Source organism: Bradyrhizobium sp. SPXBL-02 (assembly GCF_051853065.1).
Taxonomy (GTDB): Bacteria; Pseudomonadota; Alphaproteobacteria; order Rhizobiales; family Xanthobacteraceae; genus Bradyrhizobium.
The window spans coordinates 3,277,987-3,303,750 of the sequence record NZ_CP182474.1 but is presented as its reverse complement, the minus strand read 5'-3'; the positions used below and the strand labels follow the sequence as shown (position 1 = coordinate 3,303,750).

Below are 25,764 nucleotides of genomic sequence, written 5' to 3'. Positions count from 1 at the left end.
CGCAAACCGGTAGCGCAATGGACACGTGGCTGCGATCCGCGATCGACTACATCGGCACCTGGATCGACTACCAACTGACGACGATCCAGCAGCCGGGCGTCATCGTCGCCTTCGCCCATCGCGGCGAGGTCGTCGCCGAGCATGCGTTCGGCCTCGCCAATCTCGATACCGGCGAGAAGCTCACCCCGCGCCATCGCTTCCGCATCGCCTCGCACTCCAAGAGCTTCACCTCGGCCGGGATCATGAAGCTGCGCGAGCAGCGCAAGCTCCGGCTCGACGACAATGTGGGCCAATATGTCGGCGGCCTCAATCCACGCGTCGCCGAGACCACGATCGCGCAAGTGCTGTCGCACAGCGCCGGGCTGACACGCGACGGCGCCGATTCCGGCCAGTTCATCGACAGCCGCCCCTATCTCGGCGCGAAGGAGTTGCTTGCGGAATTGAAGCTGCCGACCGCGATCGAGCCCGGCACGCGCTTCAAATATTCCAATCACGGCTTTGGCCTGCTCGGCCTCGTGATTGAGGCTGTTGCAAAGGAGCCCTACTCCGCCTGGATCAAGCGCGAGATCATTGCGCCGGCCGGCCTGCGCGAGACGGAGCCGGACGCACCGCTTCCCAAGGGCGCCTCGTTCGCGCGCGGCCACACGCGAAAGGTGCCGTTTGGAGAGCGCTGCGTGATCCCGGGCGACAATCCCGCACATGCGATGGCATCTGCCGCAGGCTTCGTCGCCACCGCCGCCGACACCGCCCGCTTCTTCGCGCAGCTGGCACCCAACGCGAAGAAGAGCGTGCTGTCGGCTGCGAGCCGCCGCGAGATGACGCGAAACCATTGGCGCATCCCGCAGAGCTTCGAGGCCTATTATGGCTTGGGCGTCAATGCCGGCAAGACCGATGGTTGGGACTGGTTCGGCCATGGCGGCGGTTTTCAGGGCTATATCTCGCGCACCTGCTCCATTCCCGCTTGCGAGCTTTCGATCAGCATCCTCAGCAACTCGATCGACGGCGCGGCGCCATTCTGGATGGACGGCGCGATGCAGATCTTGCGCATCTTCCAGACCCGCGGCGCGGCTGATCGTCGCGTGCGCGACTGGACCGGGCGCTGGTGGACGATATGGGGCGCGACCGATCTCGTCCCGGCGGGCAACCGCGTGCTCGTCGCCAACCCGCAGTTCAACAACCCGTTCATGGATGCCGCCGAGATCGAGGTGACCGGCCGCGACACGGGCAAGCTCGCCTGGGCTGCCGGGTATTCCAGCCATGGCGAGCCGGTGCGCCGGATCCGCGACAAGCGCGGCAAGATCAGCGACATCTGGATCGCCGGCGCGAACGTGAAGCCGGAAAAAGTCGTCGCACGCGAGATCGCGCGCCGGTATCCGCCCCGCAAGCGCCGGCCTACTCCCTGATGAGCGCCTCGACCTCGCTGCGAAGCGCCTGCCGTGAGCCGTCGCGCGAATAGAACATGTGGCCGCCGGGATAGACCACGAACTTCACCCGCTGCGTCGCGAAGGCCGGCAGCTGGTCGAGCACCCGCTTCGTTCCGAAATAGGGCGTGGCAAGGTCGAACAGGCCATGCGCGACCAGCACGTTCAGCTTGGCATCGGTGGCCAGGATCTGGCGCAGCTCGGACACCGATTGCGGCGGGTTGATGCCACGGCCGAAATCCCAGTGACCTTCGACGGCGCCGTTCAGGACTTCATAGGAGCCGTCGGGCCGCCAGTTGAGCTTGCGCGAGAGCACGTCGACCGCGGCGCTCGTCAGCGGCGCCTGGAGCGCATCGCCGGAGGGATCGCCGAAGCGCGAGCTGCTGGAATCCGGATAGGGATCGAAGCCGCGCACCGAAGCGTCGTAGCGTCCGGTCACCTTGCCGTTCTTGCGGTCGAATTCGCGGCGGAATTCGCCGACGTCGAAGCGGCCGGCGAGGCGGCGGCTCACCGCCTGGTCGATGCCGGTGAGCTCGGCGACCTTGTCGGCCAGACGATTGGTGGCCTCCTTGTCCGCCTCGCCCTTGACGAGATCGGCAAGAAACTCGCCGCGCGCGTAAGCCTCGACGTCGGCGAGGTCGGCGCGCTTGACCGGGCCTTTGGCTTCGCGCGCCACCGCCACATAGCTCGGCAGTGTCGCGACATATTGCAGGAGGCTCGTTCCGGTGAACTCGCGGAAGTCCAAGAGCGGCGAGACCAGGATCAAGCCCCTGACGCCGACGCCGTGCTGGAGCTGCAACTGACGCACGACCTTCGGCCCGCGAATGCCGCCATAGCTTTCGCCGGCGACGTATTTCGGCGAGGTCAGCCGCTCGTGCCTTTCGAGCCAGCGGCGGATCACGAGCGCGATCGAATTGACGTCGCCATCGACGGAGTAGAACGACTTGCGCGCGTCCTCGCCGCTCGCCACGAAGCGGCTGTAGCCGGTGCTGACCGGGTCGACGAAGACGAGATCGGTGAAGTCGAGCCAGGTCTCCGCGTTCGGCTTCACCTCGGGCGACGCCGACGGCGACAGCGCCTCGCCGTCGAGCGGCAAGCGCCACGGCCCGGCCGCGCCGAACTGAAGCCAGGCCGAGGAGGCCCCAGGTCCGCCGTTGAACAGGAACGTCACCGGGCGCGTGGCGCGATCGGCACCGTCGAGCTCATAGGAGGTGACGGCGATGTCGGCCAGCGGTTCGCCCTTGCCGTCGAACACGCGGATCGAGCCGGCGGTGGCCGTGAAGTTCAGCGTCCGGCCGGGCAGATCGAGCGTCTGCTTCGTGGTCGAATCCGGCGGCAGACGGTGCGGCTCGGCCGCGGACGACGACGTCTGCGCCGCATTTTGCGCGCCGCCGCCGCGCCCACCCTTCTGTCCGGCCGGCGCGGCCGCTTCGGAGCGCGGTTGCGGTTCATCCGCATGCGCAAAGCCTGCGAGCACGAACAAAGCGAGTGCCAGACCTACGCGACGCAGCGCCGATCGACGCATCACCATGACAGCTCTCCCTGTTCGGCGGCGCTCGACCGCAGCCTCGATCGCACGCGAGACCATAGCCGGCAATTGCGACGCTTTGGGGGATCGGAGCCCTAAAAGCCGATGCCGAGTATCAACACGAAATCGCGACATCCGCGGCAGGAGGAATCCATGGGTATCGAAGCAACACGGGTCGGTGGGCGGACGCGCACGATCGCCGGCCGACCGGCATGCAAGGCCCGATGCCCCGATGTGATGGGCCTGGCGATGCGTCCTTCGCCTTGATCAGCAGCAGCAGGCGCTGCCGCTGACATCGTGACCGCCGCCGAGGCGGCCGCAGCAAGCGTCAGCGAATGAAACCGATTCATGTCCCGCTCCGTCCCTCACCCCAACACCAGCCAGCTAACGCCGCCGGCCGCCGATCGTTTCAGAACCCGACGCCGATCATGGTGCTATGACCGCCGCCGCCACTCACGATGCTCGGACGTGCGACAGCCTGCTGCCGGGCACGCGGCGCATCATTCTCGGGCCTCGCACGCCTGACCGGCTCGCGGTCGGCTTCGCGGCTCGTCTGCTTGCGGCGCGGCTTGTCCTCGTCCTCGTTCTTGCGCGAGGCGGTCGCCGCCGGCGCCGGTTTCTCATTGGCAACGCAGAGGTCGCCCTTCAGCGTTTCGTCGCCCTTGCACTGGATCGGGCAGACGCGCGTGGCGCGCTTGGCGAGCTCCCCGACGAGATCCTGAGTCACGCTGACCTTGTCGGCCTCGGTGGGCTGCCCACCGATGCTGAAATAGCGGACGAGCGCGGCCTTGGTCGGCTCGCTCAGCTTGCCGTCGGGCTTGCCGGTCAGGCAACCCAGCCGGACCAGCTCGGTCTGCGCCGAGGTGACGAGCTGCGGCGAGTTCGGCAGGGTCGCCGCCCGCTTGGCGGCCTCTGCATTGAAACGATCGATCGCGGCGACGACGAGCGGCCCGAGCCGGTCGCAGGTGACCGTCCTGGAGAATGCCTTGAGGTCGTCGACGCCCGTGCCCTCGCTGCCCTTGGCGATGATCGCGTCGAGCTTGCCCTGCTGTTCTTTACAAGCGGCTTCCCTGGACGCGGCGAGTTCGGCCGCCTTGCGCGCCTCCTCGGCCTCCCTCGCCTGCTTCTCGGCCGCCGCCTTCGCGGCAGCAGCTGCGGCTGCCGCACGATCGCGCTCGGCCTGCTCCGCCTTCTGCCTGGCCTCCTGCGCCTTGCGCTCGGCCTCGGCCGCCTTGGCGAGGCGCTCGGCTTCGGCAGCTGCGGCGCGGCGTTCGTCCTCGAGACGCTTCTTCTCGGCTGCGCTGGCCTCCTTGGCGGCGGCGATCTCGGCCTTCTTGCGCGCATCCTCCGCATCGCGTGCCTGCTTCTCCGCGGCGGCCTTTGCTGCAGCAGCCTCCGCCGCAAGCCGGTCGCGCTCGGCCTGCTCGGCTTTCTGCCTGGCTTCCTGCGCCTTGCGCTCGGCTTCGGCCGCTTTGGCAAGGCGCTCGGCTTCGGCCGCAGCGGCGCGGCGTTCATCGTCCTGGCGCTTCTTCTCTGCGGCAGCAGCGGCCGCAGCCGCCCTCGCCTTCTCGGCCGCCTCGGCCTCGCGGGCGCGGCGCTCGTCGTCCTCGCGCTTCTTCTGTGCGGCGAGCTCGGCCTTCTCCGCGTCCGCCTTGCGCTTGGCCTCCTCGGCTGCCTGGCGCGCCGCCTCGCGTTCGGCGCGCGCCTTGTCCTCGCGTTCCTGGATCGCCTGTTTCAACAGATCGACGCGCTGCTGCGCGGTGATCGCGAGCGGCGCGTCGGGAAAACGCCTGATGAAACGCTGCAGCACCGGGATGTCGACGCTGTCCTTGATCTTGTCCCACTCGATCTGTTCGCGGGTGGGCGGCGCATCGCGGCTTGGCGGCGCCGACTGTGGATAGGCGGCAACCTGGATATTGGACGGCGGCGCTTGCGGCTGGCTCGCCAATGCCTCGATCTGCGCCCGCGCCAGCTCGGCATAGAAGCCGGTCGGATGGGTCGCGAGGAAGACCTCCCATGCCCGCCGCGTGCCGATCTTCTGCACCAGGTCGTAATCCGCCTTGACGTCACTGACCGGCGCCTCGCGCGGCACGGCCGGCGCCGGTACCAGCGAGATCGTGCCGCCGCCGAGCGCGCCGTAAACATACGGCTCCTGGCGATTGGCCGTCGCCTTCAAGACTTCATCCCTGACGCGGCCGAAGGCAAGGCGAATGTCGAGACCAGGGACGGGAAGATTCTTGAGGATCGACGTGGTGAACGGACTGTGATCGCCATCGCCATCATCCGCCGTCGAGCCGGCCTTCGCCGCGTAGGCGATCAACGTGTCGGTCGTTGTGGGCTCGACCTTGCCGAGACCGCCGCTGACCGCGCGGGTCGGAAGGTTGCGCCGCTCTCGCTTCATCGTGCCGACGAACGGATTGTCGCGGCAAGCATCGAGAATGATCAGACGAAGCCGCCTTGCGCCATCCGCCGAGGAGACAAGCCGCTCCAGCGGGATGGCCTCGTCGTCGGCGTCGCGGTCGGAAGCCAGCCTCGCATCAACCGGGATGAGATAATTGGTGCCGCCGATCTCGAGCCCATGTCCGGCATAATAGACGACCGCGATGTCGGCCTGGTCCGCCGTCGTCTCGAACTTGCGGATCCCGCGCTTGAACTCGAGGTTGCCGACATTGTTCAGCGTCTCGACGGTGTCGAAGCCGGCATCGCGAAACATCTGCGCGACCGAGACGGCATCGCGCGATGGATTGGGCAGTTGCGGCACGGATTGATAGAGGGAGTTGCCAACCACCAGCGCCACGCGCCGCTCGGCGAACGCGCACTCGCTCGCCAGGACCACGGCCAGGAGGGTCCCGCCGATCATCGCCATCGCTGCGATCAGACGCCGGAGCATCATAAAATCCACGCCGAGCGTGCGCTAATGCGCCGATCCTGATCCCCTGCAAGGGACTCGGCATTCACGCGCTGGCCCGAAAATCGCTAAATCTATTCATGTTTTATCGCCGCAGACCGCCGCGATCAATGCGCTGGGGCGGCTGCTCACAAAAGGTATTCGGAGCATCTTGGTCCCTGCGTGATGCCCATCACAGCCTGCGTGGCCAGACCTGCGACATCCCGCCACATGTGGCGGCTCCGGTACAGCCGATTGGAAATCGCCGCCGATCACGTCGAATGCGCGCCGCTACGCTTCCGGTGCAAGCGTGGCTCCTTTAGCTTTGTTTCCGAGTGTTGCTGCGTCTGTTGATTCCTTGATTTTTGAATTGTTGGGGGCTGGGAATGAGGCAGTTTGTGCTCGCGCTGACCGGGCGGATCAGCAGCACGAAGCTCTTGTCCGGTGCCGTGGTCGCGCTTTCGCTGAGCTCGTCGGCAGCCTTCGCGCAATGCACCGGTGCGGTCACAGGCGCTGGTGCGGGATTCTTCGGGGCACAACTCGCGGCGATCTCGGCGGCGACAGGCGCGGCCTCCGGGTCAGTCGCCGGTGCGCTCGGCACCACCAACACCGCATTCCTCACGCAGCAAGGCAGCGCATTCGTCTCGGCGCCCGCCGATCCGAAGCCCGAGCAGCCCGGTGGGGGGATCTGGATCCGCGGAGTCGGCGGCGAGGTCACCAACAAGTTCACCTCGACCTCGACCGGCACGGTCAACGCCGGCATCTTCAATCCGGTGCTCGGTGCTGCATCGAACTTCAACTGCGCCGGCTCGGTTCATCAGAGCTTCGGGGGTGTTCAGGTCGGCCAGGACATCTCTCGCCTTAACTGGCGCGGCTGGAACGTTCACGTCGGCACAACCGCCGGCTATCTGTCGTCCAAGGCCACCGACAACGCGGGTGGCAGCACGAATTTCGAGGTTCCCTTCCTCGGCGCCTATGTCGTCGCAACTTACGGCCGCTTCTTCGCGGACATCATGGTGCGCGAAGAGTTTTACCGCGCCGACCTGACCAATGTCGGCGTCGGGCTGTTCAACCAGCAGATCGGCGCGCGCGGCACCTCCGTGTCGGCCTCGGTCGGCTACAACTTCGCCTTGGCCAACAATTGGTTCATCGAGCCGTCCGCGGGCTTCACCTGGTCGCGGACCAATGTCGACGACTACACCTTGAGCGGCGGCGCCGTCTCGCAAGGCATCGTCTCGACCGTGACCACTTCGCCAATCGAGAGCAAGATCGGGCGCCTCACCCTGCGTGGCGGCACGACGATCACCTCAGGCAACCTGATCCTGCAGCCCTTCGCCTCGGTCAGCGTCTTCCACGAGTTCGCCGGCGACGTGACCTCGTCGGTCAACAGCCTGAACGCCAGCGTGTTCGGCGTCATCCCGATCGCGATTTCGCAGAACACCAGCACGAGCCGGGTCGGCACCTACGGTCAGTACTCGCTCGGTGTTGCCGGCCAGCTCGCCAACACCGGCTGGCTCGGCTTCGTCCGCGGTGACTATCGCAACGGCGAAAACATCGACGGCTGGACCGCCAATGCCGGCCTTCGCTACCAGTTCACGCCGGAACAGATCGCCTCGATCATGCCGCTGAAGGCCCCGGCCAAGGCGGCAGGCACCGTCATTGCGCCGACCAACTGGACCGGCGTCTATGTCGGCGGCTCGCTCGGTGTCGAATACGGCAAGACGGACATCCGCTTTGCCGGCGATCCGATCGACGGCAACAATCCGCGCGTGTTCGGCGGCCTCGGCGGCCTCCAGGTCGGCTATAATTACCAGATGCCGAGCAACTGGGTGCTCGGCATCGAGGGAGACATCGCGGCGACGAATTTGCGCGGATCGCGCACCTGCACCACGGTCCAGAACCTCGCGTTGCTGCTCAATTGCCAGAACTCGTCGGACTGGATCGCGACCCTGTCCGGCCGCGTCGGCTATTCCTGGAACCGCACCCTGATCTACGCAAAGGCCGGCGGCGCCTGGGCTCAGGACCGCACCAACGTCAATTGCGTGTTCGGCCCGCTCAACGGCGCCGTCGTCGGCGTCTTCCAGCTCGGTCCCTGCGTCAACCAGTTCGGCGGGGCCACCGACGGCTTCAGCAGCAGCGGCTATCGCAGCGGCTGGCTGATCGGCTACGGCACCGAATTCGACCTTGGCAAGAACTGGTCGGCAAAGGCCGAGTACGACTATATCGATCTCGGCAGCCGGACGTCGCTGATGAGCGACGGCGTCACCACGATGCGCGACAGTGGCAGCCTGTCCCAGGTCAAGATCGGCGTGAACTATCGCTTCACCCCGGGCGCCGTCATCGCAAAATATTGATCCGCGGCAATCGACCCTGTCTTTACCCTGAATTGAACCGGGCGGCCGCTCAACTGGCCGCCCGGTTGCTTTGCAACGGGTCATCCTCGACAATGCAGGCCCACCTCGTATAGACGAGCCCGGCGGAACCTTCCTCGAGCCAGCGGCCCTGCCGAGATGCCATGACCAAGCCCGCGAGATACGACCGGATCGCCTTCGTCGCCAGCCCGAGCAACGAGGCGCAGGCCGCCTTTGGCCAGCTGACCAGGGACTATGGCAATTGCGATCCCGACGAGGCCGACGTGGTCGTCGCGCTCGGCGGCGACGGCCTGATGCTGCAGACGCTGCACCACCACATGCGCACGGGAAAGCCGATCTACGGCATGCACCGCGGCACGGTCGGCTTCCTGATGAACGAGTACTCGACGCATGATCTGCGCCAACGGCTCGAGACTGCGCATGAGTCCGAGATCAATCCGCTCTTGATGCGCGCGACCGACGTGAACGACCGCGTCCACCTGCACCACGCCATCAACGAGGTCTACCTGTTTCGCCAGACCTCCCAGGCGGCGCGCTTGCGGATCCTGATCGACGAGCGCGAGCGCATGCCGGAGCTGATCGCCGATGGCATCATCGTGGCGACGCCGGCAGGCTCGACTGCCTACAATCTGTCGGCGCAGGGCCCCATCCTCCCAATCAACGCCGCCCTGCTGGCACTGACGCCAATCAGCGCCTTCCGGCCGCGGCGCTGGCGCGGCGCCCTCCTGCCCAATACCGCCTATGTCGTGATCGAGGTGCTGGAAGACGACAAGCGCCCCGTCGCCGCCGTCGCCGACCACGAGGAGGTGCGCAGGGTCCGGCGAGTCGAGGTGCTTTCGGACAAGAGCATCTCCATGCGGATGCTGTTCGACCCCGGCCACAGCCTGGAAGAGCGCATCCTGCGGGAGCAGTTCGGCTACTGAGCCTCCTGCCTCCTGCCGCCCTCCTGCCGCCCTCCTGCCGCCCGCCTGCCGGCAACCCTTCGTTAACCCACGCCACGATATGGTTAACGAAGGTTGACCCGCTTTTGGCCCGGGCGTCATGTTCCGTATCGACTTCAACAAGCTGCGCTTCCTCGTCTGCGACGACAATCCGCATATGCGCCGCATCCTGCGGACGCTGCTGCATTCGTTCGGCGCGCGCGAGGTCTACGAGGCCGAGGACGGTGCCACGGCGCTCGAAATGTACAGCCATTACGTGCCCGACATCGTCATCACGGACTGGGCCATGCCGATCTTCGACGGGCTCGAGCTCGCCCAGATGATCCGCCAGCCGGAATCCAAGGGCAATCCTTACGCACCGATCATCATGCTGACCGGCCATTCGGAGAAGCGCCGCGTCACGGTCGCCCGCGATGCCGGCGTCACGGAATTTCTGGCCAAGCCGATCTCGGCCAAGGGGCTCTATCAGCGCATCCTCAACGTCGTCGCCAATCCCCGCCCCTTCATCAAGACCAAGACCTATTTCGGCCCCGACCGACGCCGCAACACCAACTCCGCCTATATGGGCCCGGAGCGCCGCGTCGGCGAAAAGCACGAGGTGCTGCAGCAGCCCTCGCTGCTCGACAAGGCCCGCTCCTCCATCTAGCGCAACCTCTTCAGACGAGGCAGGCATCATGGCGAAGAACAGCGCAAAGGACATCGAGGTCAAGGCCTTCGCCACGCACCAGGTCATCACGCAGCCGAATCCGCTGCGCAAGGTCCTGCGCCGTGTCGAAGACAAGGACATGGACGACCCGATCGCCCGCGCCGAGCAGGCGCTCGCGAGCCTCTCCGGCGAGTTCAAGGACTGGATGGCGATCGAGGTCCAGAGACTGTCCGCCGCCTGGACTGCCGTGCAGAAGGACGGCTTCACGAAGAAACTGCGCGACGAGCTGTTTCACGCCGCACACGACATCAAGGGCGATGCGGCGACGTTCGGCTTTCCTTCGGCAGCGGGCATCGCCGAAAGCCTGTGCCGCGTCATCGAGCACGCGCCTGATCTGGACAAGGTGCCGGCCGAGCTGTTCACGCACCACATCAACGCCATTCTCGCCATCGTGCACGAGAACACGAGGCTCGACAGGATCAGCGTCTCGGCCGAGCTCAGCCGCCGCCTGCGCAAGGTTGCGGACGATTATCTTGCCCACGTCAACCGCGACCGCCCCGAGCATCTCGAAGTGATCCTGGCGCCGAGCATCGCGCCCGTGGAGTAAGGCTTCACTCACTCCTCGTCATTGCGAGCGCAGCGAAGCAATCCAGAATCCCTCCGCGGAAACAGTCTGGATTGCTTCGCTGCGCTCGCAATGACGGAATTTGCGGATCCATCTACGCCGCGATCAGATCGTCGTAGACCGGATCGATCACATCATCCGCGACAATCTCCTCGCAGAACAGCCGCGCCTCTTCGCGCGCGGACTCGGTTGCGAAGCGGCGCAGCAGGACCATCAGGGGCTCGGTGGCGCCGCGATCGGACTCGCAATGGGTCAGCACGCGTTCGACCATGCGCCGGCGCAGCCGCACCGCGCCATCGTCGCTGTCGACGAAGCCCTGCTCGTGGCAGGCATCGAGCGCGACCTGGAACGCCGCAAACGTCGCCTCCGGAAGCCCGGCGCGACGGAGCAGCGCGTGCACGCTGTTGCCGCCGCGGTCGTGCAGCAACGCCGAGACGCGCGCCAGCGGCAGGTCGGCGAGTTCGGCGAGTGCGGCGTCGAACAAGCCCAGATTGCCCGACAGCAGTGCGCGCAGGATCAGGCCCGCGGTCAGCTGGCCGGTGATGCGCAAGTGCCGGACCAGGCCCTGCATGTCATCGCCGCGCGAGCGCGCCGCAATGTTCATGGTGGAGCGGTCGCGCGCTTCGACGGTGATGCGGTCGGCGCGGTCGGCGCTCAGCCAGTTCCGCGCCACGACGAATTGGGCCAGCGTCTCGGAGAGCTTTGCCACCAGCGCCGCACGCGTTGCGGCCGGCAGATCCTCCAGCACCAGCATCGCCTCGCGGATGGCTGCGAGATGGCCGTGGCGCTCGACGATCCGGTCCCACGAGAACGGGGCGAGCTCGGCGTGGGGATTTTCAATCAGCTCCAGCGCGGCAGCCGCGCAGCCGACTTCGGCGATCGCGGCGCACACCGAGACCGGCAATGCGATGCGCCTGGCGACCGCGCACTGCACCTCCTCGCTGCCGGTCGCGACGATGTCGACGAGATCGGCGTCGATCAAGAGCGGGGAATGTTCGAGCACCGGCAGCGCGACCGTCGGCTGATCGGCCGACAGCGCCCGCACGATTGCGGCCGGCGCGTCGAGGCTGCGGGCAAAGGCTTCGGCCATCGCCTGCCGTACCAGCGGCGAGGGATCGTCCAGCAGCATCAAAAGCGCGCCTTCGGCGGCGGTGCGGTCGTCTGCAGAAAGGTCCGAGATCAGCCAGGCCCGGGCCAGCGCCCGTGTTGCCTCGGCCCGCTCGCCTGCGGGCGCCGTCCTGATCCAATTGATGAACTGCCGAACAATCATGCTGCTTCCGGCTTACACAACAAACGAAAAACGGTGACGGCTCGTCACCTGCAACACAAAATAAACCACGACGCTTAACAAAGCGTTCACCATAACTGGCTGGTTTTATTGATGATTTGTTAAGGGAACAAAGCCGCCTCAGCTGTGTGCCCCGGACGCAGCGCAGCGACCTCGTCAGGCGAGGCGCTGCAGAGCCGGGCCCAGGCCTCGAACACGCGAACTCGGCTAGCTCGAGAACGTCCCGCTGCGATCGCTGAAGAGATCGAGCGGCTGCGGCGGCCGCACGTCCGGCGTCACTGAGGCGACCGAGGTCAGCGAGGCATTGTTGCCCCAGAGTTTCTGCACCGTGGTCGAGACCGGCTGCGTGGCATCGCCGGGCTGATAGATCGAACGAAACACCGGCGTACTCGCCGCATTGTCCGCGACCTGTGTCGACGACGTCGCGCTGACGGGCGTCACTGTGCGGGTATTCGGGAAGGTCTGGAGATAGGCGGCGTTGTCCATGACAGGTGCAGTGGGCACGACTGCATTGGCACTCGCGACCTGCGTGGTCGACGGCGTGCCGCCATACATCGCCATCGCACTGCGCGTGACTTTCGAATTCGCGGCGCCGGCATAGCGGGCGTCCAGGACCGAATAGACTTCGGAAACGCTGCGGGCGCGGCCGTCCTTGGCGTAGAAGATCGGGCGGTTGGCGGCCGCCGCGTTGGGAAACAGCCGCGCCCCGACCGCTTGCGGATTGTCCTCGGCGTTGGCGATCAGCTTTGCGGCGCCGCCGACGCCCATGAAATGCGCCATGTAGAGCTCGCTGTCGCTCGGCCTGCGGCCGAGCAGACCGGTGAGCTTGAAGCTGTTCGACTGCGTCAGCGCCGCCGCCATGGCGGAAGCGGCTTCGGGGTCGTCGCGCAGCTTCATGATCGACCGCTTCTTGACGGGATCATCGACGCTGTAGGTGCCCGACGACGTCCTGGTGATGGCGTCGGCATAGCTGCCATAGCCGAGCTGGGCGCCCGCCTGCTTCACCGTGCCGAGCCAGGTCTGGTCGATGAACTGGTAGAGCCCGTGCGCGGACGAGGTGGTGGCCCCCGCCGTCGGATCGAAATCCGATTCCATCTTGGCGGTGGTCAGCATGTACTGGAAGCTGACGCCCGTGATGTTCGAGGCCTGCTTGATCGCACCGGCAACACGCGCCCGCAACGGATCGAGGCCGGCCGTCTGCGTGGCACTGAAATTGTCGATCGACATGATGAAGTGCCCGCCCCGCGCGGCGTTGAGCGACGCCGGCAATTCGGCGCCCGTCGTATCACCGTGGGACAGGTATGGTTAATGGGGGGTTAATTCGGCTGCCCTCGTCATTCCGGGGCATCGCGAAGCGATGAGCCCGGAATCCATTGAGCCGCGCGTGATGCCTTGCGATGGATTCCGGGCTCGCGCTCCGCGCGCCCCGGAATGACAGCTTGCTATTTCTTATAGACCTCGTCCGGATCGAACAGCCGCTCGGCGTCGGTGAAGACCAGCTTCGCTCCTCCGCCCTCGGCCTCGACCTTGCGGTAGAAGCACGACCGCCGGCCGGTGTGGCAGGCCGCGCCGATCTGCTCGACGCGGATCCAGACCGCATCCTGATCGCAATCGGTGCGCATCTCGACCACGCGCTGGGTCTGACCCGACGTCTCACCTTTTCGCCACAAGGCATTGCGCGAGCGGCTGAAGTACCAGGCCTCGCCGGTCGCAATCGTCTTGCGCAGCGCCTCCTCGTTCATGTGCGCGACCATGAGTACGTCGCCGGTAGCGGCGTCGGTGGCGACGACCGTCACGAGGCCAGCGGCATCGAACCTGGGCAGGAAGGCGAGGCCCTCCTCGATCTCATGGGAGTGAGCGGACACAGCAACTCTCGCCGGTTTTCGCGAGGTCAGCGCGTCGTGCCTCGCACCAGGGACAGGAAACGGGCCTGCTCCGCCGGATTGTCGCGGAACATGCCGGTGAAGCGGCTGGTGAAGGTGGAGGCGCCGTGCTTGGCGACGCCGCGCACCGACATGCAGGTATGCTCGGCCTCGATCAGCACCGCAACACCGCGCGGCTTGAGCACCTCGTCGATCGCGGCGGCGATCTGCGCGGTGAGGTGCTCCTGGGTCTGGAGCCGGCGGGCGAAGATGTCGGTCAGGCGGGCAAGCTTGGACAGGCCGACGACGCGCTCCACCGGCGTATAGGCGATGTGCGCCTTGCCGTAGAACGGCATCATGTGATGCTCGCATTGCGAGGTGAACTCGATGTCGCGCACCAGGACGAAATCGTCATAGCCTGCGGTCTCGCCGAAGGTGCGGTCGAGCACCTCGGCCGGGCACTGGTGGTAGCCCTGATACAGCTCGTCGAAAGCCTCGACGACGCGACGCGGCGTGTCGAGCAGGCCCTCCCGCTCGGTGTTCTCGCCGATATAGGCGAGCAGCGTCTTCACCGCCGCTTCCGCCTCGGCGCGCGCAGGGCGCGGCTGGTCGGCGCGGACGGCGGCCGCGAGGAATTCGGCAGGATCAAGCTCGGCCGGGCGGCTCTCGGGCTGCTTGTTGGGGCGGATCGGCTTGATTGTAGCGTCCATGTCTACTCCGTTCGACGGCCTTGTGGCCGGAGTGTCACCGGCAGACGGGGCGGCAAGCCGCCAGACGCCTGAAGAGAACAGTTTTGGCGAAAAGGCCCTTTGGTCACAACGTCGATAGTGCAGATCTGGATCGCAGGCGACGCACCGCTGGACTGTTTTTCCACCAGTTCCGCCCCTATATAGGACCGTGGGCGGCGCCCGCCAAGGCCGATCCGGCCCGGTCGCGGGTGTGGACGTGTTGGACTCCATCACATGCTGAACGACATTTATAACAAGCGGATCATCGAGCTGGCCGGGAATATTCCGCGCCTCGGGCGGCTGTCGGCCCCCGATGCCAGCGCGACCGCCCACTCCAAGCTGTGCGGCTCGACGGTGAAGGTCGATCTCAAGATGGACGGGGACACCGTCACCGACTTCGCCCATGACGTGAAGGCCTGCGCCTTGGGCCAGGCCTCTTCATCCATCATGGCAAGTCACGTGGTCGGCTCGACTGCGAGCGAACTCCGTGAGTTACGCGAAACCGTTCGCAAGATGCTGAAGGAGAACGGCGCGCCTCCTCAAGGCAAATGGGAGGAGATCAAGTTCCTCGAGCCGGTCCGCGACTACAAGGCGCGCCATGCCTCGACGCTTCTCACCTTCGATGCCGTGGTTGATGCCATCGGCCAGATCGAGGCCAGAACCAAGCAGCCGGCCGCAGCGCAGGGCTGAAGCCCCTCTCCGTCATTCCGGGGCGATGCGCAGCATCGAACCCGGAATCGCGAGATTGCAGCGCGAGATTCTCAGGTGCGCACTTGCGCACCATGGTTCGCGCTGAGGCGCGCCCCGGAACGACTGCCAGGATTTAAGAGCTTACTTCTGCGTCGCCGCAGCCGGCGTGGCAACGCTACCGGTCGGCACCACGGCCTCCGCCGTCTTGGTCGACTTGGAAGCCTGCTCCGGTTCCGCGCCGAACCTAGCCTGCGTCTTCGCTGCAAGCTCCGCCATTGCCGGCGCCGAGATGTCCACGTGCGGGAGCACGTCAGCTACGAGATCGGTCGTGACCAGATTGGTGAGCTTGAGCTCGCCGGCGTCAAGCTCGTGCAGGTCCTCCCAAGGCGGGACGCTGAGCGCAAGCGACAGCAGGTCGCCGGCCCCGCCCATGTCGAAGGTGTACTTGGCGAGGCGGCCGATGTCGCGCTCTACGATCATCAGGTCCTGCGCGCTGTAGCTCGCCGCCTTGGCATCGTCGGCGCGGTCGCCCATCCAGATCTGGTGAACCCGGACATGGGCGGCTTCCGGCACGTAGCGCTTCTTGCCGGCCAGCAGCAGGAACACGCACATGGATTCGCAATAGGCTTCCGGCGCGACCGCCGGGCGCGTCGATGGGCCGCCACGGAGGCTGACGCCGACCGTGGTCAAAAGCCCGAGGTTACGGAAGCGCCGGCCGAGCGTGATCGCGTCATTGACGGAACCGCCGCTGGAATCGAGCACCACCGTGGCGCCGCCGAGCTGCCGGCCGCGCGAAAACTCTTCGAATTCTTTGGGCGTATCGGCCGTGATGATGCCGACTGCGCTGACCCAGCCGCGGCAGTTCGGCTCACAGGCGACCCAGTTGAACTTCATCGGCAGCTTGCGCTCTTCGAGGGCAACGCCGGCGCGGGCCGACGATCCGAATGTTGCGACGGCGCCAGCCAGCGCGACTCCACATACGGCTGTTCCCACCAGCAACCAGCCGCGAAGATTAAGGGAGTTCAGAAGTCTCAATCTGGTTCCTTCCCCAAGCCCCAATGCCACAAGGTCCCCAAACAATCCCCGGTAGCGCTATCTGAGTCCATCATACAGGCGTATGTTTCTACACACGGCCGTCATAAAAATGGTATCCGGGCGAATACAGATCGTCCACAGATACTTGCTGCACTGCTCCCAAAAAGCATGCAAAATATGGCGTGGAAACAACAGCTTACAGTTCCCTGCGCCGGAACCGGGCAACACCTCGCTCAACATTGCAGCATAACGCACATGAAGCATTCAGCCTGCGAGCATTGTTCCAGTTCCGGCGATGGTGCGCTCCGGCTGCCGCGCAGATTCGGCCGCGCGCTGATCTGGCTGTATCGCCATACGCTGTCGCCTCTGGTCGGGTACAATTGCCGGCACCTACCGACCTGCTCCGTCTATGGCGATGAGGCGATCGACCGGTTCGGGCTCTGGGCCGGCGGCTGGATGACGCTCGCGCGCCTGCTCCGCTGCAATCCCTTCGGCACATCCGGCATCGACAACGTGCCTCTCACCGCGCCGCGAGGCGCACGCTGGTATCTGCCCTGGCGCTACGGCCGCTGGCGCGGGGTCAATGCATCCTGACGTTGCCGCGCACTTATGCGGCGCTGCCTCGACCGGAACCTTGAAGTTTCCACTTGCGTTGTTTTGGTGCTCCCACGGGAGGAAACAACAATGCGCTGGAAAATCAGCCCGCACTTTCACGTCAAGCCTGGTCCGAATCTCGATCACAGGGGCCACGATCCGAGAACCATCGACCTGCTCGCCATCATCGCTTTGCTTGCGCTCGTCCTCGGCTCCGGCTGGTATCTGACGAGGAGCCTTACGACACAACCGAGCACGACGACCTTCATCGTGCCAAGCCAGAGCGTGCATTGGTGATCACCGGAACCAGAAAAAACGTCCCTGTGACGGCGGGACCGATTCCGGCGGCCGTAGCCGCTTCGGGCGCGGCGGCTTCGGCGCCGGCTCGGCCGCCGAAGTGGTCTCCATAGCCGGTGCGGCGTCGCTGCCCGGCACCTTCACCGACAGCAGCAAATTCGATTCATGCATGCGCCAGCGATAGCCGACGCCGAAATCGATCGGCTGGGCCCGCGTGAACAGCTCGGCGTAGCGCTGCTGGTGGCGGCCGGGGAATTCGTCAATCGGACCGAGATAGCGGCCGAACGGAAAGAACCGCCATTGCCGCGCATTGTAGTTCGCGAGCGGGATGCCGGAATCGTCCTGGACGATGGTGGCGCTGTTGGCGAGCAACCAGTCCCGAACGACGGTGAAATTGCCGGAATGCAACAGGTAGGACGCACTCTTGAGCAGGCTGTTGCCGGGTCCGAGCGTCTCGCAGAACTTCAGGAAGCCTGCGGCACGTGCGCCGGAATTGGAGAGGTCGGTCGAGAAATAATACAGCGTGCGCGTTTCCCCGTCGCTGCCGGCGAAGGTGATGCGGACGCCGCGCGTGGCGTTTCGTCCGGGATTGTCGTCGCCGACATGTACTCCGCCCTTGTCGTCGAGCGCGACCATCTCGACATTGCGGATGGTCTTGCCGGAGCGGGCGAGGAAGACGTAGAGGATCGGCAAGGTGCCGTTGACCTGGTTGGCGTGCAGGTCGACCTTCATCTGCTTGGTGATGAAGAAGGAGAAGCTCAGGATCGAGCCGAGCGAGCGTTCGACGTTGTAGAGCGCAGCGCTGACCGAGCCGCGCGGCAGCCGCGTCAAATCGGGCACCGCGCCGACCGGCTCCAGCGCGCCGAGCACGTAGGTGCTGGCCTTGGAATAGAAGGCATTGGCGTAGAGGAAATCGGGGCCGCTGAACATGTAGAACATGGTCGGCCGCGGCGCGGCGAGATTGAGGTCGGCCCAGCTGCGGATCTTGGAGAGCTGTCGCTGCTCGAGCTGAGCGAAGGCGCCGTCGAAGAATTTCGCGTGACGCTGCCAGGCCGGGTCCCTGGTGAGCGGCACCAGCGGCGAGTCCGCCGAAGGCTGCATGCCCGCAAGGAAGCGCGCCGTGTCGTCGAAGGTGACGTCAGCGGCACGCGCGAACGAGACGGCCGCAGCCAGGAGGGCGAAGGCAACGGCCGCAATTCTCAGGGGGCGGAGCATGTCTATTTGCGATGCGGTGAGGCGGCAGCAGCAGCGGGCCGCCTGCGGAAAACAGCGTAAATCAAAAGGCCGGAGAGCATGACCAGCATTCCCGACAGCGACTGAACCGGCCGCTCCGTCAAAAGGTAGTACATCATGAATGCGGTCACGAGCAGGAAAACGAGCGGCGTGAACGGGTATCCCCAGGCGCGATAGGGCCGCGGCAGATCGGGATCGGTGATACGCAGCTTGATGACGCCGGCGACCGTGAAGAACGAGCAGAACAACAGCGCGAACTGGATGAAGTCGAGCACCGCCTCGAAGCTGCGCGTGAACAGCAGGAGATTGGCGACGGCCAGTTGGAACAGGATGGCATACGCCGGCGCGCCGCTTACCGACCGCTTCGAGAAGACGCGCAAGGCAGGAATGTCCTCTCCCATCGTCATCATCACGCGCGGGCCGATCCACATCATCGCGCTGATCGACGAGATCAGACCGAAGCAAATCATGGCGCCGACGATCCGACCGCCGAGACTGCCGAAGATGGCGGTGCCGGCGACACTGGCGACGTCGAGCTGGCCGGCGAGCGCGCTGACCGGCGTGGAATGCAGAAAGACCGCGTTCAGCGCGACGTACAGCACGAGCACGATCAGCGTGCCCGCGAGCAGCGCGCGCGGCAGGCTGCGCTGCGGCGTCTTCATCTCACCGATGATGTAGGTCGCCGCATTCCAGCCCGAGAACGAATACATCACGAAGACGAGTCCGATCGCGAACGGCGCGCTGACGATGTGGGCGATATCGCCCGGCTGCGGCGTGAAGGTGATCGGCTGCGGCACGGCGATGACGAAGCCGGCGACCAGGAAGGCGACGATCAGCACGACCTTGAGGACCGTCGAGATCAGCTGGAATGTGGATGAGTGCCTGACGCCGGTCAGTTGCACGAGGGAAACCAGCCACACGACGCCGATGGCGAGCGGAATCGCCGGCAGATCGGGTACGACCGACTTGGCATATTCGCCGAACGCCATCGCGGCGAGCGCGACCGGCGCCGCGAAGCCGACCGTGGCCGACACCCAGCCGGCGAGGAAGCCGAAGGCCGGATGAAAGGCGCGGCCGAGGAAATTGTACTCGCCGCTCGAGCGCGGAAACATCGCACCCAGCTCGCTGTACGCGAACACCCCGCACAGCGCGACGATGCCGCCGACCGTCCAGAGCAGGAGGATGGAGAAGCCGGACGGGATGTCCTTGACCTGAAAGCCGAGGCTGGTGAAGACGCCGACCCCGATCATGTCGGCCACGACGATGGCGGTTGCGACCGGAACGGAGACCCCGGCCCGGCTCCCGGTCAGCCGGTCCGTCCAGGGCGGGGTACCCGCATCTGATGCCGTCATCGGGGTCCTTAACCTCAGGCGCGTCGCCTCGTGGGCCCATCGTGCACTTTGGCCCAGTCAATTCAAGCAGGGTTAACAAGGGTTAAATGAGGCAAGGGAAGCAGGTACCGAAACACCGTAAACGCGCGTTTTTGGTCTACGGCACTGGATTTACCGGGATTTGCCCGTTTCCCTTCCCCACAATCAGGACACGATTGCATGGTCCTTTTGAGCGTTCCGGATGTGGGGAGTTTCTCCGGACGCTTAACGTCGCCTAAACGCCAGTCGGCTCAATTGTCTCAAGATTGCCGATGGGCGTGTGACTTGGGTCGTGACTTGGGGTCATGGGTGGATGGTCGGGGCCGCTCCGAAACTGAGAGCTGATGATCGTGCCGATCGGACACCGTCCGGTCGGCATGGTCGTGCGCTCCGGGCCGGTCTGATCTCAACCCTGGTGCCGCTGTCGCTGACGCTGGTTCAATGCGGCAAGGCGCCAGATCCGGCGGCGCTGGCGGCGAACTCCCAGGCGAATGTCCAGGTGGTCGCCAAGACCAATTCACAGACGGCGAACGCGCGCGTGGCAGGCGGCGACACGTTCGAGGATCGCTTCCCTGCCCCGCAGTTCAAGGAGCGCTTTCCCTCGGCGAGTGAAGGCTTTCTGCAACGCCAAATGTCGGACTTCTCGCCCAAGCGCGCGGTCCAGCGACAAGGGCCGGAGCAGGCGCCCTACAAGGTCGCCTCGCTCGAGCCGCAAGTCCCCTACAAACGCCCCGCGCGCGAGGACCTGACGACACTCGTCAGCATGAAGTCGTCGGCCTTTCCCTATTTCGGCAACAACCCTGCCTCCGACGCGCCCTTCCTCAACATTTCCAAAGGCGACCGCCGCGGCCACCGCAGCTATTCCGGCCGCGTCTACTGGCAGGACGAGACCTACAGCGACAGCCGCGTGCTGGTGCACGTGCCCGAGCATTTCGACCTGCGCAAGCCGGGCGTGATCGTGGTGTTCTTCCACGGCAATGGCGCAACGCTCGAGCGCGACGTCCGCGACCGGCAGATGGTGCCGAAACAGATCACCGATTCCGGCGCCAATGCCATATTGCTTGCGCCGCAGATGGCGGTCGACGCCGCCGATTCCAGCGCCGGCAAGTTCTGGCAGCCGGGCGGCTTCAAGCGCTTCATGGCGGAATCGGCTGACCACCTCGCCCGCCTCACCGGCGATCCCAGCAGCGCGCGCGCCTTCGCCAACATGCCGATCGTGATCGTCGGCTATAGCGGCGGATTCCTGCCGACGGCCTGGAGCCTCGAGGTCGGCGGCATCAGCGACCGCGTGCGCGGCGTGGTGCTGCTCGATGCCGTCTATGGCGAGATGGACAAGTTCGCGTCCTGGATCGAGAGCCACCGCTCCGGCTTCTTCGTCAGCGCCTACACCCGCTACACCGCGCGGCGCGACCGCGAGCTGATGAGCATGCTGAGGCAGAAGGGCATCAGCGTCGCCGAGGACATGGACGGGCCGCTACGGCCCGGCAGCGTGGTGTTCGTGGAGACCGGCGAGGGCATCACCCATCGCGACTATGTCACCCGCGCCTGGACGCGCGATCCGCTCAAGGACGTGCTGGTGAAGATGGCGGCGACGCCGTCGCTCGCGCTCACGCGCGTCGCCTCCACAAATCCCTAGCCGGCGCAGATATCAGTTCCAAATATTAGTTTTTGGGCAGCTTCGGAATGCTCTCGGCAAAGCCGTTGAAGCAGGACAGACGCTCGTCCTCTTCCTTGAAGAAGCGACAATCGGCGTAGCCCTTGGCCTTGGCTGGCTTCGGCTTCGGCGCCGGCGGGATGACGGCGTCGTAGCAGTTGAGGCGATCCTTGGTACCGTCGTCGATCTCGAGGCAGGCCTGGAGGCGGACGGCGACCGATTGCGGCTTGCCCTTCGCCGCCGCGGCGGGCTTGGCCGCTGCCTCCTTGGTCCCTTTGGGCTTGACCTGCACGAGCGGCTTGTCCCCCACCATCGGTGGCTTCTCGGTCTGCGCAAACGCGGAGGCTGAATAGAGCACCGCGGCAACCGCCAGAATCATCCTCATCTCAGTCAACTCTCTTTGATCCCCACGCCGGCCTTCTACCGCTCCGGCGCGAGGTTTGCCAAGCGCCTTGCGCATACGACCTGCAGCGTTCAGGCGGTGGCGGCAGCCGCCCGCCGGGGCCGGGTCACGACCACGAGGATCAGTGCCAGCACGACGAAACCGACCGCGACGAAGCCGAGCGTGTGCAGGAGCTCGCGGGCGAACAGCAGCCCGCCGACGGCGGAGCCGACCGCCTGGCCTATATAGAGGACGGACGTGTTGAGCGCGACGGTGGCCGAGGCCAGCGGCGGCGCAGCCGCGACCAGCCGGACCTGCTGCATCGAGTTGGTCGAGGCGAAGCCAAGGCCCCAGACTGCGACCGCGCCCGCCATCATGACGAGCGAGCCGGCACCGAGCGCCCAGCCGCTCATCCCGGCAAGCAGCAGGCACGTGAACAGCAACGAGGTGCGGTAGGGCCCCGAAGTGTCGACGATGCGGGTCGCGACGACGACGCCGAGGAAGCCGCAGATCCCGTAGAGCGCGAAGACCGAGCCGATCGCATCGGGGCCGGCGCCGGTGAGCTTGTTGAGCAGCGGCCCCATATAGGTGAACACGACGAACTGCCCCGACATTTGCAGCATCGTGATCGCAAGCAGCAGCAGGATCGTCCTGCTTCGGCCGACGGCGGCCCATGTCTTCAGATCGACCGGTGCGCCCTTCAGGCCGCCCGGCAGACGCAGCAGCAACAACAGCAGGCTGGTGCAGCCGAGCGCGCCAATCCCGCCATAGGCCGCGCGCCAGCCATAACGGCTGGCGATGAAGGTGATCAGCGGCAGGCCGATGGCGGCTGCGAGCGACCAGCCGAGGAAGATGTACGCAATGGTGCTGCCGCGCCGTTCCGCCGGCACGATCAGTGCAGCCGTGCCGGCGGCCTGGGGCGTATAGAGCGCGCCGATTGCGAGCATCACGAGGCGAATGATGAGCAGGCTGGTGTAATCAGGCGCAAACGCGGAGGCGAGATTGCCGAGAGCGAGCACCGCCAGCGTCGTGGCGAGCAGGGTCCGCCTTTCGATGCGGCTGGTCAGCCACGCCGTCAGCGGCGAGCCGACGCACAGCGTCACCGCCCCGAAGGTGATCAGGAGCCCCGCCGCGTGGATGCTGATCCTGAGCCCAGCCGACAATTCGGGCAGCATGCCCGCCGGTGCCAAGACCGAGCAGCCGGTGACGAGATTGCCGAGCATCAGGGCGGTCGGCGCGAAACGACCGGCGGCGGGGGCATTTTCCATGCAAACGCATGTAGCGGCGGCCTGCGGCAGGTTAAAGGGTACAACGTCAAATAGTTGCGGGCTCCGCCCCGGGTTTTGCGCGCCACTTTCTTGGAAATGCCGGATTGCACAGGCCGAATCGCCTGATATATCGCTCGTTCCCGCTTACCTGCGCTCGTTCGCAGGAGTGAGCCTCAGGAGAAAAGCAATGTCCGACCAGCCCAAATCCGAGTCCGGGTTCCAGTACAGCCTCTCCAATTTGAAGCCCGTGACCCCCGCTCCCAAAGTCACCCTCACCTTCCCCGACGGCGCCCAGCGTCAGTTCGACAAGGGCATCACCGGCCTCGATATCGCCAAGGGCATCTCGCCCTCGCTCGCCAAGCGCACGGTTGCAATGGCGCTCGACGGCGCGCTCGCCGATCTCAACGATCCAATCGAGGCCGACGCCAGGATCGAGCTGGTCAATCGCGACGATCCGCGCGCGCTCGAATTGATCCGCCACGACTGCGCGCACGTGCTGGCCGAAGCGGTGCAGACGCTGTGGCCGGGCACCCAGGTCACGATCGGCCCGGTGATCGAGAACGGCTTCTATTACGACTTCTTCCGCAACGAGCCGTTCACGCCGGAAGATTTTGCCGCGATCGAGAAAAAGATGCGCGAGATCATTGCGCGCGACAAGCCCTTCACCAAGGAAGTCTGGGACCGCGAAAAGACCAAGCAGGTGTTCCGCGACAAGGGCGAGGCCTTCAAGGTCGAGCTGGTCGACGCCATTCCCGGCACCGAGCCGATCAAGATCTACTACCAGGGCGACTGGTTCGACCTGTGCCGCGGCCCGCACATGACATCGACCGGCAAGGTCGGAGGCGCCTTCAAGCTGATGAAGGTGGCCGGCGCCTATTGGCGCGGCGATTCCAACAACCCGATGCTGACCCGCATCTACGGCACGGCCTTCGCGAAGCAGGAGGACCTCGACGCTTACCTGAAGCAGATCGAGGAAGCCGAGAAGCGCGACCATCGCAAGCTCGGGCGCGAGCTCGACCTCTTCCACTTCCAGGAGGAAGGTCCGGGCGTCGTGTTCTGGCACCCGAAGGGCTGGACCATCTTCCAGCAGCTGATCGCCTATATGCGCCGGCGCCTCTCCGGCGACTACAGCGAGGTCAACGCGCCGCAGATCCTTGACAAGGTGCTGTGGGAGACCTCGGGCCATTGGGGCTGGTACCGCGAGAACATGTTCGCGGCGCAATCGGCCGGCGACGAGGCCGAGGACAAGCGCTGGTTCGCGCTGAAGCCGATGAACTGCCCGGGTCACGTGCAGATCTTCAAGCACGGCCTGAAGAGCTACCGCGACCTGCCGCTGCGCCTCGCCGAGTTCGGCGTGGTGCATCGCTACGAGCCCTCGGGCGCCATGCACGGGTTGATGCGCGTCCGCGGCTTCACCCAGGACGACGCGCACATCTTCTGCACCGAGGATCAGCTCGCCGAGGAGTGCCTGAAGATCAACGATCTCATTCTGTCGACCTATGCCGACTTCGGCTTCACCGGCGACCTCACGGTGAAGCTGTCGACCCGGCCGGAGAAACGCGTCGGCACCGATGCGATGTGGGATCACGCCGAGCGCGTGATGGCGACGGTGCTGCGCGAGATCCAGTCGCAGAACAATCACATCAAGACCGAGATCAACCCGGGCGAAGGCGCGTTCTACGGGCCGAAGTTCGAGTACGTCCTGCGCGATGCCATCGGCCGCGACTGGCAGTGCGGCACCACGCAGGTCGACTTCAACCTGCCGGAGCGGTTCGGCGCGTTCTACATCGACCATGACGGCGGCAAGAAGCCGCCGGTGATGGTGCACCGCGCGATCTGCGGCTCGATGGAGCGCTATATCGGCATCCTGATCGAGCACTATGCCGGCAACTTCCCGCTCTGGCTCTCGCCGGTGCAGGCGGTGGTCACCACCATCACCTCGGAAGGCGACGAATACGCCAAGGTGGTGCTGGAGCAGGCGCGGCGCGCGGGGCTTCGGGTCGAGATCGACCTGCGCAACGAAAAGATCAACTACAAGGTCCGCGAGCACTCGCTGGCCAAGATCCCGGCCCTGCTCGTGGTCGGCAAAAAAGAGGCCGAGACGCATTCGGTCTCGGTCCGCCGGCTCGGCAGCGACGGCCAGAAGGTGATGACCACCGCCGAGGCGATCGCCGCCCTGGTCGACGAGGCGACGCCGCCGGATGTGAAGCGGGCGCGCGGCGCCGTCTGAGCCCTGAAATCGATCTAAATTCGCTTCCGGTTGCGGGCGTGCATGCTTATCTCGGCATGGCACGCCCGCCGACCATTTGAAGAGGATATCGCAGTGCCCGATGCCATCGAACTCCTGAAGACCCGCCGCTCGGTCAAGCCGCGCGAGATGACGGGGCCCGGCCCCTCGCCGGCCGAGCTCGAGACGATCCTCACCATCGGGGCGCGCGTGCCCGATCACGGCAAGCTCGCGCCGTGGCGCTTCATCATCTTCGAGGGCGACGCCCGCGCACGTGCCGGCGAGGTGATCGCGAGGGTCTTCGCCAGGAAGAATCCCGGCGCGCCTGCGGCCGACGTCGAGACCGAGCGCAAGCGCCTCATGGACGCGCCGCTGGTGATCGGCATCGTCAGCTTCACCAAGCCGCATCCGAAGGTGCCGGCGTTCGAGCAGGAATTGTCGGCGGGCGCCAGCGCCATGAACATCGTCACGGCCGCCACCGCGCTCGGCTACGGCGCCTGCTGGCTGACCGGCTGGTTCTCGTTCGACCGCGACGTGCTCGAAGGCCTCGGCCTCAAGCCGGATGAGAAGCTCGCCGGCTTCATTCATGTCGGCACCCCGACCAAGCCGAGCGAGGACCGTCCGCGTCCGTCGCTTTCGGACATCGTGACGCGATTTTAATCGATGTCGTGTTGACGCACCGAGCGTCTTGCGGCTTGATCCCGCCGAGGGAGGAA

At 65.7% G+C, this 25,764-nt stretch carries 22 protein-coding genes; 11 read left to right on the top strand and 11 right to left on the bottom strand.

The window, feature by feature from the left end; all coding sequences use genetic code 11:
• Positions 1–17: 17 nt before the first annotated feature.
• Entirely contained in the window at positions 18–1,403 is a 1,386-nt protein-coding gene (locus tag ACNJYD_RS15130) for a serine hydrolase domain-containing protein (RefSeq protein ID WP_439366789.1), read from the top strand.
• Here the strand turns inward: ACNJYD_RS15130 and ACNJYD_RS15125 are convergent.
• A complete protein-coding gene (locus ACNJYD_RS15125; protein WP_373569535.1) occupies positions 1,393–2,946 on the bottom strand; it encodes a S10 family peptidase in 1,554 nt (517 codons plus the stop codon). The two genes, ACNJYD_RS15130 and ACNJYD_RS15125, sit on opposite strands and share 11 nt — an antisense overlap.
• A gap of 412 nt (positions 2,947–3,358) precedes the next feature.
• Positions 3,359–5,839 (bottom strand): caspase family protein, encoded by a 2,481-nt coding sequence (locus ACNJYD_RS15120; protein ID WP_439366788.1) that lies wholly within the window; start codon positions 5,837–5,839, stop codon positions 3,359–3,361.
• A gap of 383 nt (positions 5,840–6,222) precedes the next feature.
• On the opposite strand from ACNJYD_RS15120, the gene ACNJYD_RS15115 reads away from it, so the two are divergent.
• From ACNJYD_RS15115 to ACNJYD_RS15100, 4 genes are all read left to right on the top strand, one after another.
• Entirely contained in the window at positions 6,223–8,190 is a 1,968-nt protein-coding gene (locus ACNJYD_RS15115) for an autotransporter domain-containing protein (RefSeq protein ID WP_439366787.1), read from the top strand.
• Between the two features lie 161 nt (positions 8,191–8,351).
• Positions 8,352–9,131 (top strand): NAD kinase, encoded by a 780-nt coding sequence (locus ACNJYD_RS15110; protein WP_036010536.1) that lies wholly within the window; start codon positions 8,352–8,354, stop codon positions 9,129–9,131.
• Positions 9,132–9,249: 118 nt separating this feature from the next.
• A complete protein-coding gene (locus ACNJYD_RS15105; RefSeq protein ID WP_008549760.1) occupies positions 9,250–9,795 on the top strand; it encodes a response regulator in 546 nt (181 codons plus the stop codon).
• Between the two features lie 28 nt (positions 9,796–9,823).
• Entirely contained in the window at positions 9,824–10,402 is a 579-nt protein-coding gene (locus tag ACNJYD_RS15100) for an Hpt domain-containing protein (RefSeq protein ID WP_172783118.1), read from the top strand.
• Between the two features lie 112 nt (positions 10,403–10,514).
• On the opposite strand, the gene ACNJYD_RS15095 is transcribed toward ACNJYD_RS15100, so the two are convergent.
• From ACNJYD_RS15095 to folE, 4 genes are all read right to left on the bottom strand, one after another.
• A complete protein-coding gene (locus tag ACNJYD_RS15095; RefSeq protein ID WP_212260313.1) occupies positions 10,515–11,690 on the bottom strand; it encodes a DUF2336 domain-containing protein in 1,176 nt (391 codons plus the stop codon).
• Between the two features lie 225 nt (positions 11,691–11,915).
• A complete protein-coding gene (locus ACNJYD_RS15090; protein WP_439366786.1) occupies positions 11,916–12,935 on the bottom strand; it encodes a lytic transglycosylase domain-containing protein in 1,020 nt (339 codons plus the stop codon).
• Between the two features lie 215 nt (positions 12,936–13,150).
• The gene (hisI, locus tag ACNJYD_RS15085) at positions 13,151–13,573 is read right to left on the bottom strand and encodes a phosphoribosyl-AMP cyclohydrolase (protein ID WP_212260310.1); all 423 of its coding nucleotides are present in this window, start codon (positions 13,571–13,573) and stop codon (positions 13,151–13,153) included.
• Positions 13,574–13,599: 26 nt separating this feature from the next.
• A complete protein-coding gene (gene folE, locus ACNJYD_RS15080; protein ID WP_172783114.1) occupies positions 13,600–14,280 on the bottom strand; it encodes a GTP cyclohydrolase I FolE in 681 nt (226 codons plus the stop codon).
• A gap of 252 nt (positions 14,281–14,532) precedes the next feature.
• Between folE and ACNJYD_RS15075 the strand changes: the two genes are divergently transcribed.
• Positions 14,533–14,988: an iron-sulfur cluster assembly scaffold protein gene (locus ACNJYD_RS15075; RefSeq protein WP_172783113.1), complete on the top strand. Its 456-nt coding sequence runs from the start codon at positions 14,533–14,535 to the stop codon at positions 14,986–14,988.
• A gap of 141 nt (positions 14,989–15,129) precedes the next feature.
• Here the strand turns inward: ACNJYD_RS15075 and ACNJYD_RS15070 are convergent, their stop codons facing one another.
• The gene (locus ACNJYD_RS15070; protein ID WP_439366785.1) at positions 15,130–16,023 is read right to left on the bottom strand and encodes a hypothetical protein; all 894 of its coding nucleotides are present in this window, start codon (positions 16,021–16,023) and stop codon (positions 15,130–15,132) included.
• Positions 16,024–16,278: 255 nt separating this feature from the next.
• On the opposite strand from ACNJYD_RS15070, the gene yidD reads away from it, so the two are divergent.
• A complete protein-coding gene (gene yidD, locus ACNJYD_RS15065) occupies positions 16,279–16,617 on the top strand; it encodes a membrane protein insertion efficiency factor YidD (RefSeq protein ID WP_212260308.1) in 339 nt (112 codons plus the stop codon).
• 90 nt (positions 16,618–16,707) lie between these two features.
• Positions 16,708–16,914, top strand: coding sequence for a hypothetical protein (locus ACNJYD_RS15060; RefSeq protein ID WP_212260307.1), 207 nt, complete (start codon positions 16,708–16,710; stop codon positions 16,912–16,914).
• Here the strand turns inward: ACNJYD_RS15060 and ACNJYD_RS15055 are convergent, their stop codons facing one another.
• Both ACNJYD_RS15055 and ACNJYD_RS15050 read right to left on the bottom strand, forming a co-directional pair.
• The gene (locus tag ACNJYD_RS15055; protein ID WP_439366784.1) at positions 16,915–18,129 is read right to left on the bottom strand and encodes a hypothetical protein; all 1,215 of its coding nucleotides are present in this window, start codon (positions 18,127–18,129) and stop codon (positions 16,915–16,917) included.
• 2 nt (positions 18,130–18,131) lie between these two features.
• Positions 18,132–19,499, bottom strand: coding sequence for an APC family permease (locus tag ACNJYD_RS15050; RefSeq protein ID WP_260379778.1), 1,368 nt, complete (start codon positions 19,497–19,499; stop codon positions 18,132–18,134).
• Between the two features lie 331 nt (positions 19,500–19,830).
• Between ACNJYD_RS15050 and ACNJYD_RS15045 the strand changes: the two genes are divergently transcribed.
• Positions 19,831–21,153: an alpha/beta hydrolase gene (locus ACNJYD_RS15045; RefSeq protein WP_172783107.1), complete on the top strand. Its 1,323-nt coding sequence runs from the start codon at positions 19,831–19,833 to the stop codon at positions 21,151–21,153.
• Positions 21,154–21,178: 25 nt separating this feature from the next.
• Here the strand turns inward: ACNJYD_RS15045 and ACNJYD_RS15040 are convergent, their stop codons facing one another.
• Both ACNJYD_RS15040 and ACNJYD_RS15035 read right to left on the bottom strand, forming a co-directional pair.
• Positions 21,179–21,556, bottom strand: a complete 378-nt coding sequence (locus ACNJYD_RS15040) for a hypothetical protein (RefSeq protein ID WP_172783106.1) — start codon at positions 21,554–21,556, stop codon at positions 21,179–21,181.
• Positions 21,557–21,645: 89 nt separating this feature from the next.
• On the bottom strand, positions 21,646–22,821 hold the full coding sequence (locus ACNJYD_RS15035) for an MFS transporter (protein ID WP_439366783.1): 1,176 nt from the start codon (positions 22,819–22,821) through the stop codon (positions 21,646–21,648).
• 187 nt (positions 22,822–23,008) lie between these two features.
• Between ACNJYD_RS15035 and thrS the strand changes: the two genes are divergently transcribed.
• Complete coding sequence (gene thrS / locus ACNJYD_RS15030) at positions 23,009–25,051, top strand: threonine--tRNA ligase (protein ID WP_212260299.1); 2,043 nt, start codon at positions 23,009–23,011, stop codon at positions 25,049–25,051.
• 93 nt (positions 25,052–25,144) lie between these two features.
• Complete coding sequence (locus ACNJYD_RS15025) at positions 25,145–25,708, top strand: nitroreductase family protein (protein WP_212260297.1); 564 nt, start codon at positions 25,145–25,147, stop codon at positions 25,706–25,708.
• Positions 25,709–25,764: the final 56 nt, after the last annotated feature.

Coding starts and splice junctions, on each gene's coding strand:
- ACNJYD_RS15130 (WP_439366789.1), top strand. CDS start 18: ATGGACACGTGGCTGCGATCCGCGATCGACTACATCGGCACCTGGATC.
- ACNJYD_RS15125 (WP_373569535.1), bottom strand. CDS start 2,946: ATGCGTCGATCGGCGCTGCGTCGCGTAGGTCTGGCACTCGCTTTGTTC.
- ACNJYD_RS15120 (WP_439366788.1), bottom strand. CDS start 5,839: ATGCTCCGGCGTCTGATCGCAGCGATGGCGATGATCGGCGGGACCCTC.
- ACNJYD_RS15115 (WP_439366787.1), top strand. CDS start 6,223: ATGAGGCAGTTTGTGCTCGCGCTGACCGGGCGGATCAGCAGCACGAAG.
- ACNJYD_RS15110 (WP_036010536.1), top strand. CDS start 8,352: ATGACCAAGCCCGCGAGATACGACCGGATCGCCTTCGTCGCCAGCCCG.
- ACNJYD_RS15105 (WP_008549760.1), top strand. CDS start 9,250: ATGTTCCGTATCGACTTCAACAAGCTGCGCTTCCTCGTCTGCGACGAC.
- ACNJYD_RS15100 (WP_172783118.1), top strand. CDS start 9,824: ATGGCGAAGAACAGCGCAAAGGACATCGAGGTCAAGGCCTTCGCCACG.
- ACNJYD_RS15095 (WP_212260313.1), bottom strand. CDS start 11,690: ATGATTGTTCGGCAGTTCATCAATTGGATCAGGACGGCGCCCGCAGGC.
- ACNJYD_RS15090 (WP_439366786.1), bottom strand. CDS start 12,935: ATGTCGATCGACAATTTCAGTGCCACGCAGACGGCCGGCCTCGATCCG.
- folE (WP_172783114.1), bottom strand. CDS start 14,280: ATGGACGCTACAATCAAGCCGATCCGCCCCAACAAGCAGCCCGAGAGC.
- ACNJYD_RS15075 (WP_172783113.1), top strand. CDS start 14,533: ATGCTGAACGACATTTATAACAAGCGGATCATCGAGCTGGCCGGGAAT.
- yidD (WP_212260308.1), top strand. CDS start 16,279: ATGAAGCATTCAGCCTGCGAGCATTGTTCCAGTTCCGGCGATGGTGCG.
- ACNJYD_RS15060 (WP_212260307.1), top strand. CDS start 16,708: ATGCGCTGGAAAATCAGCCCGCACTTTCACGTCAAGCCTGGTCCGAAT.
- ACNJYD_RS15055 (WP_439366784.1), bottom strand. CDS start 18,129: ATGCTCCGCCCCCTGAGAATTGCGGCCGTTGCCTTCGCCCTCCTGGCT.
- ACNJYD_RS15050 (WP_260379778.1), bottom strand. CDS start 19,499: ATGACGGCATCAGATGCGGGTACCCCGCCCTGGACGGACCGGCTGACC.
- ACNJYD_RS15045 (WP_172783107.1), top strand. CDS start 19,831: ATGGTCGGGGCCGCTCCGAAACTGAGAGCTGATGATCGTGCCGATCGG.
- ACNJYD_RS15040 (WP_172783106.1), bottom strand. CDS start 21,556: ATGAGGATGATTCTGGCGGTTGCCGCGGTGCTCTATTCAGCCTCCGCG.
- ACNJYD_RS15035 (WP_439366783.1), bottom strand. CDS start 22,821: ATGGAAAATGCCCCCGCCGCCGGTCGTTTCGCGCCGACCGCCCTGATG.
- thrS (WP_212260299.1), top strand. CDS start 23,009: ATGTCCGACCAGCCCAAATCCGAGTCCGGGTTCCAGTACAGCCTCTCC.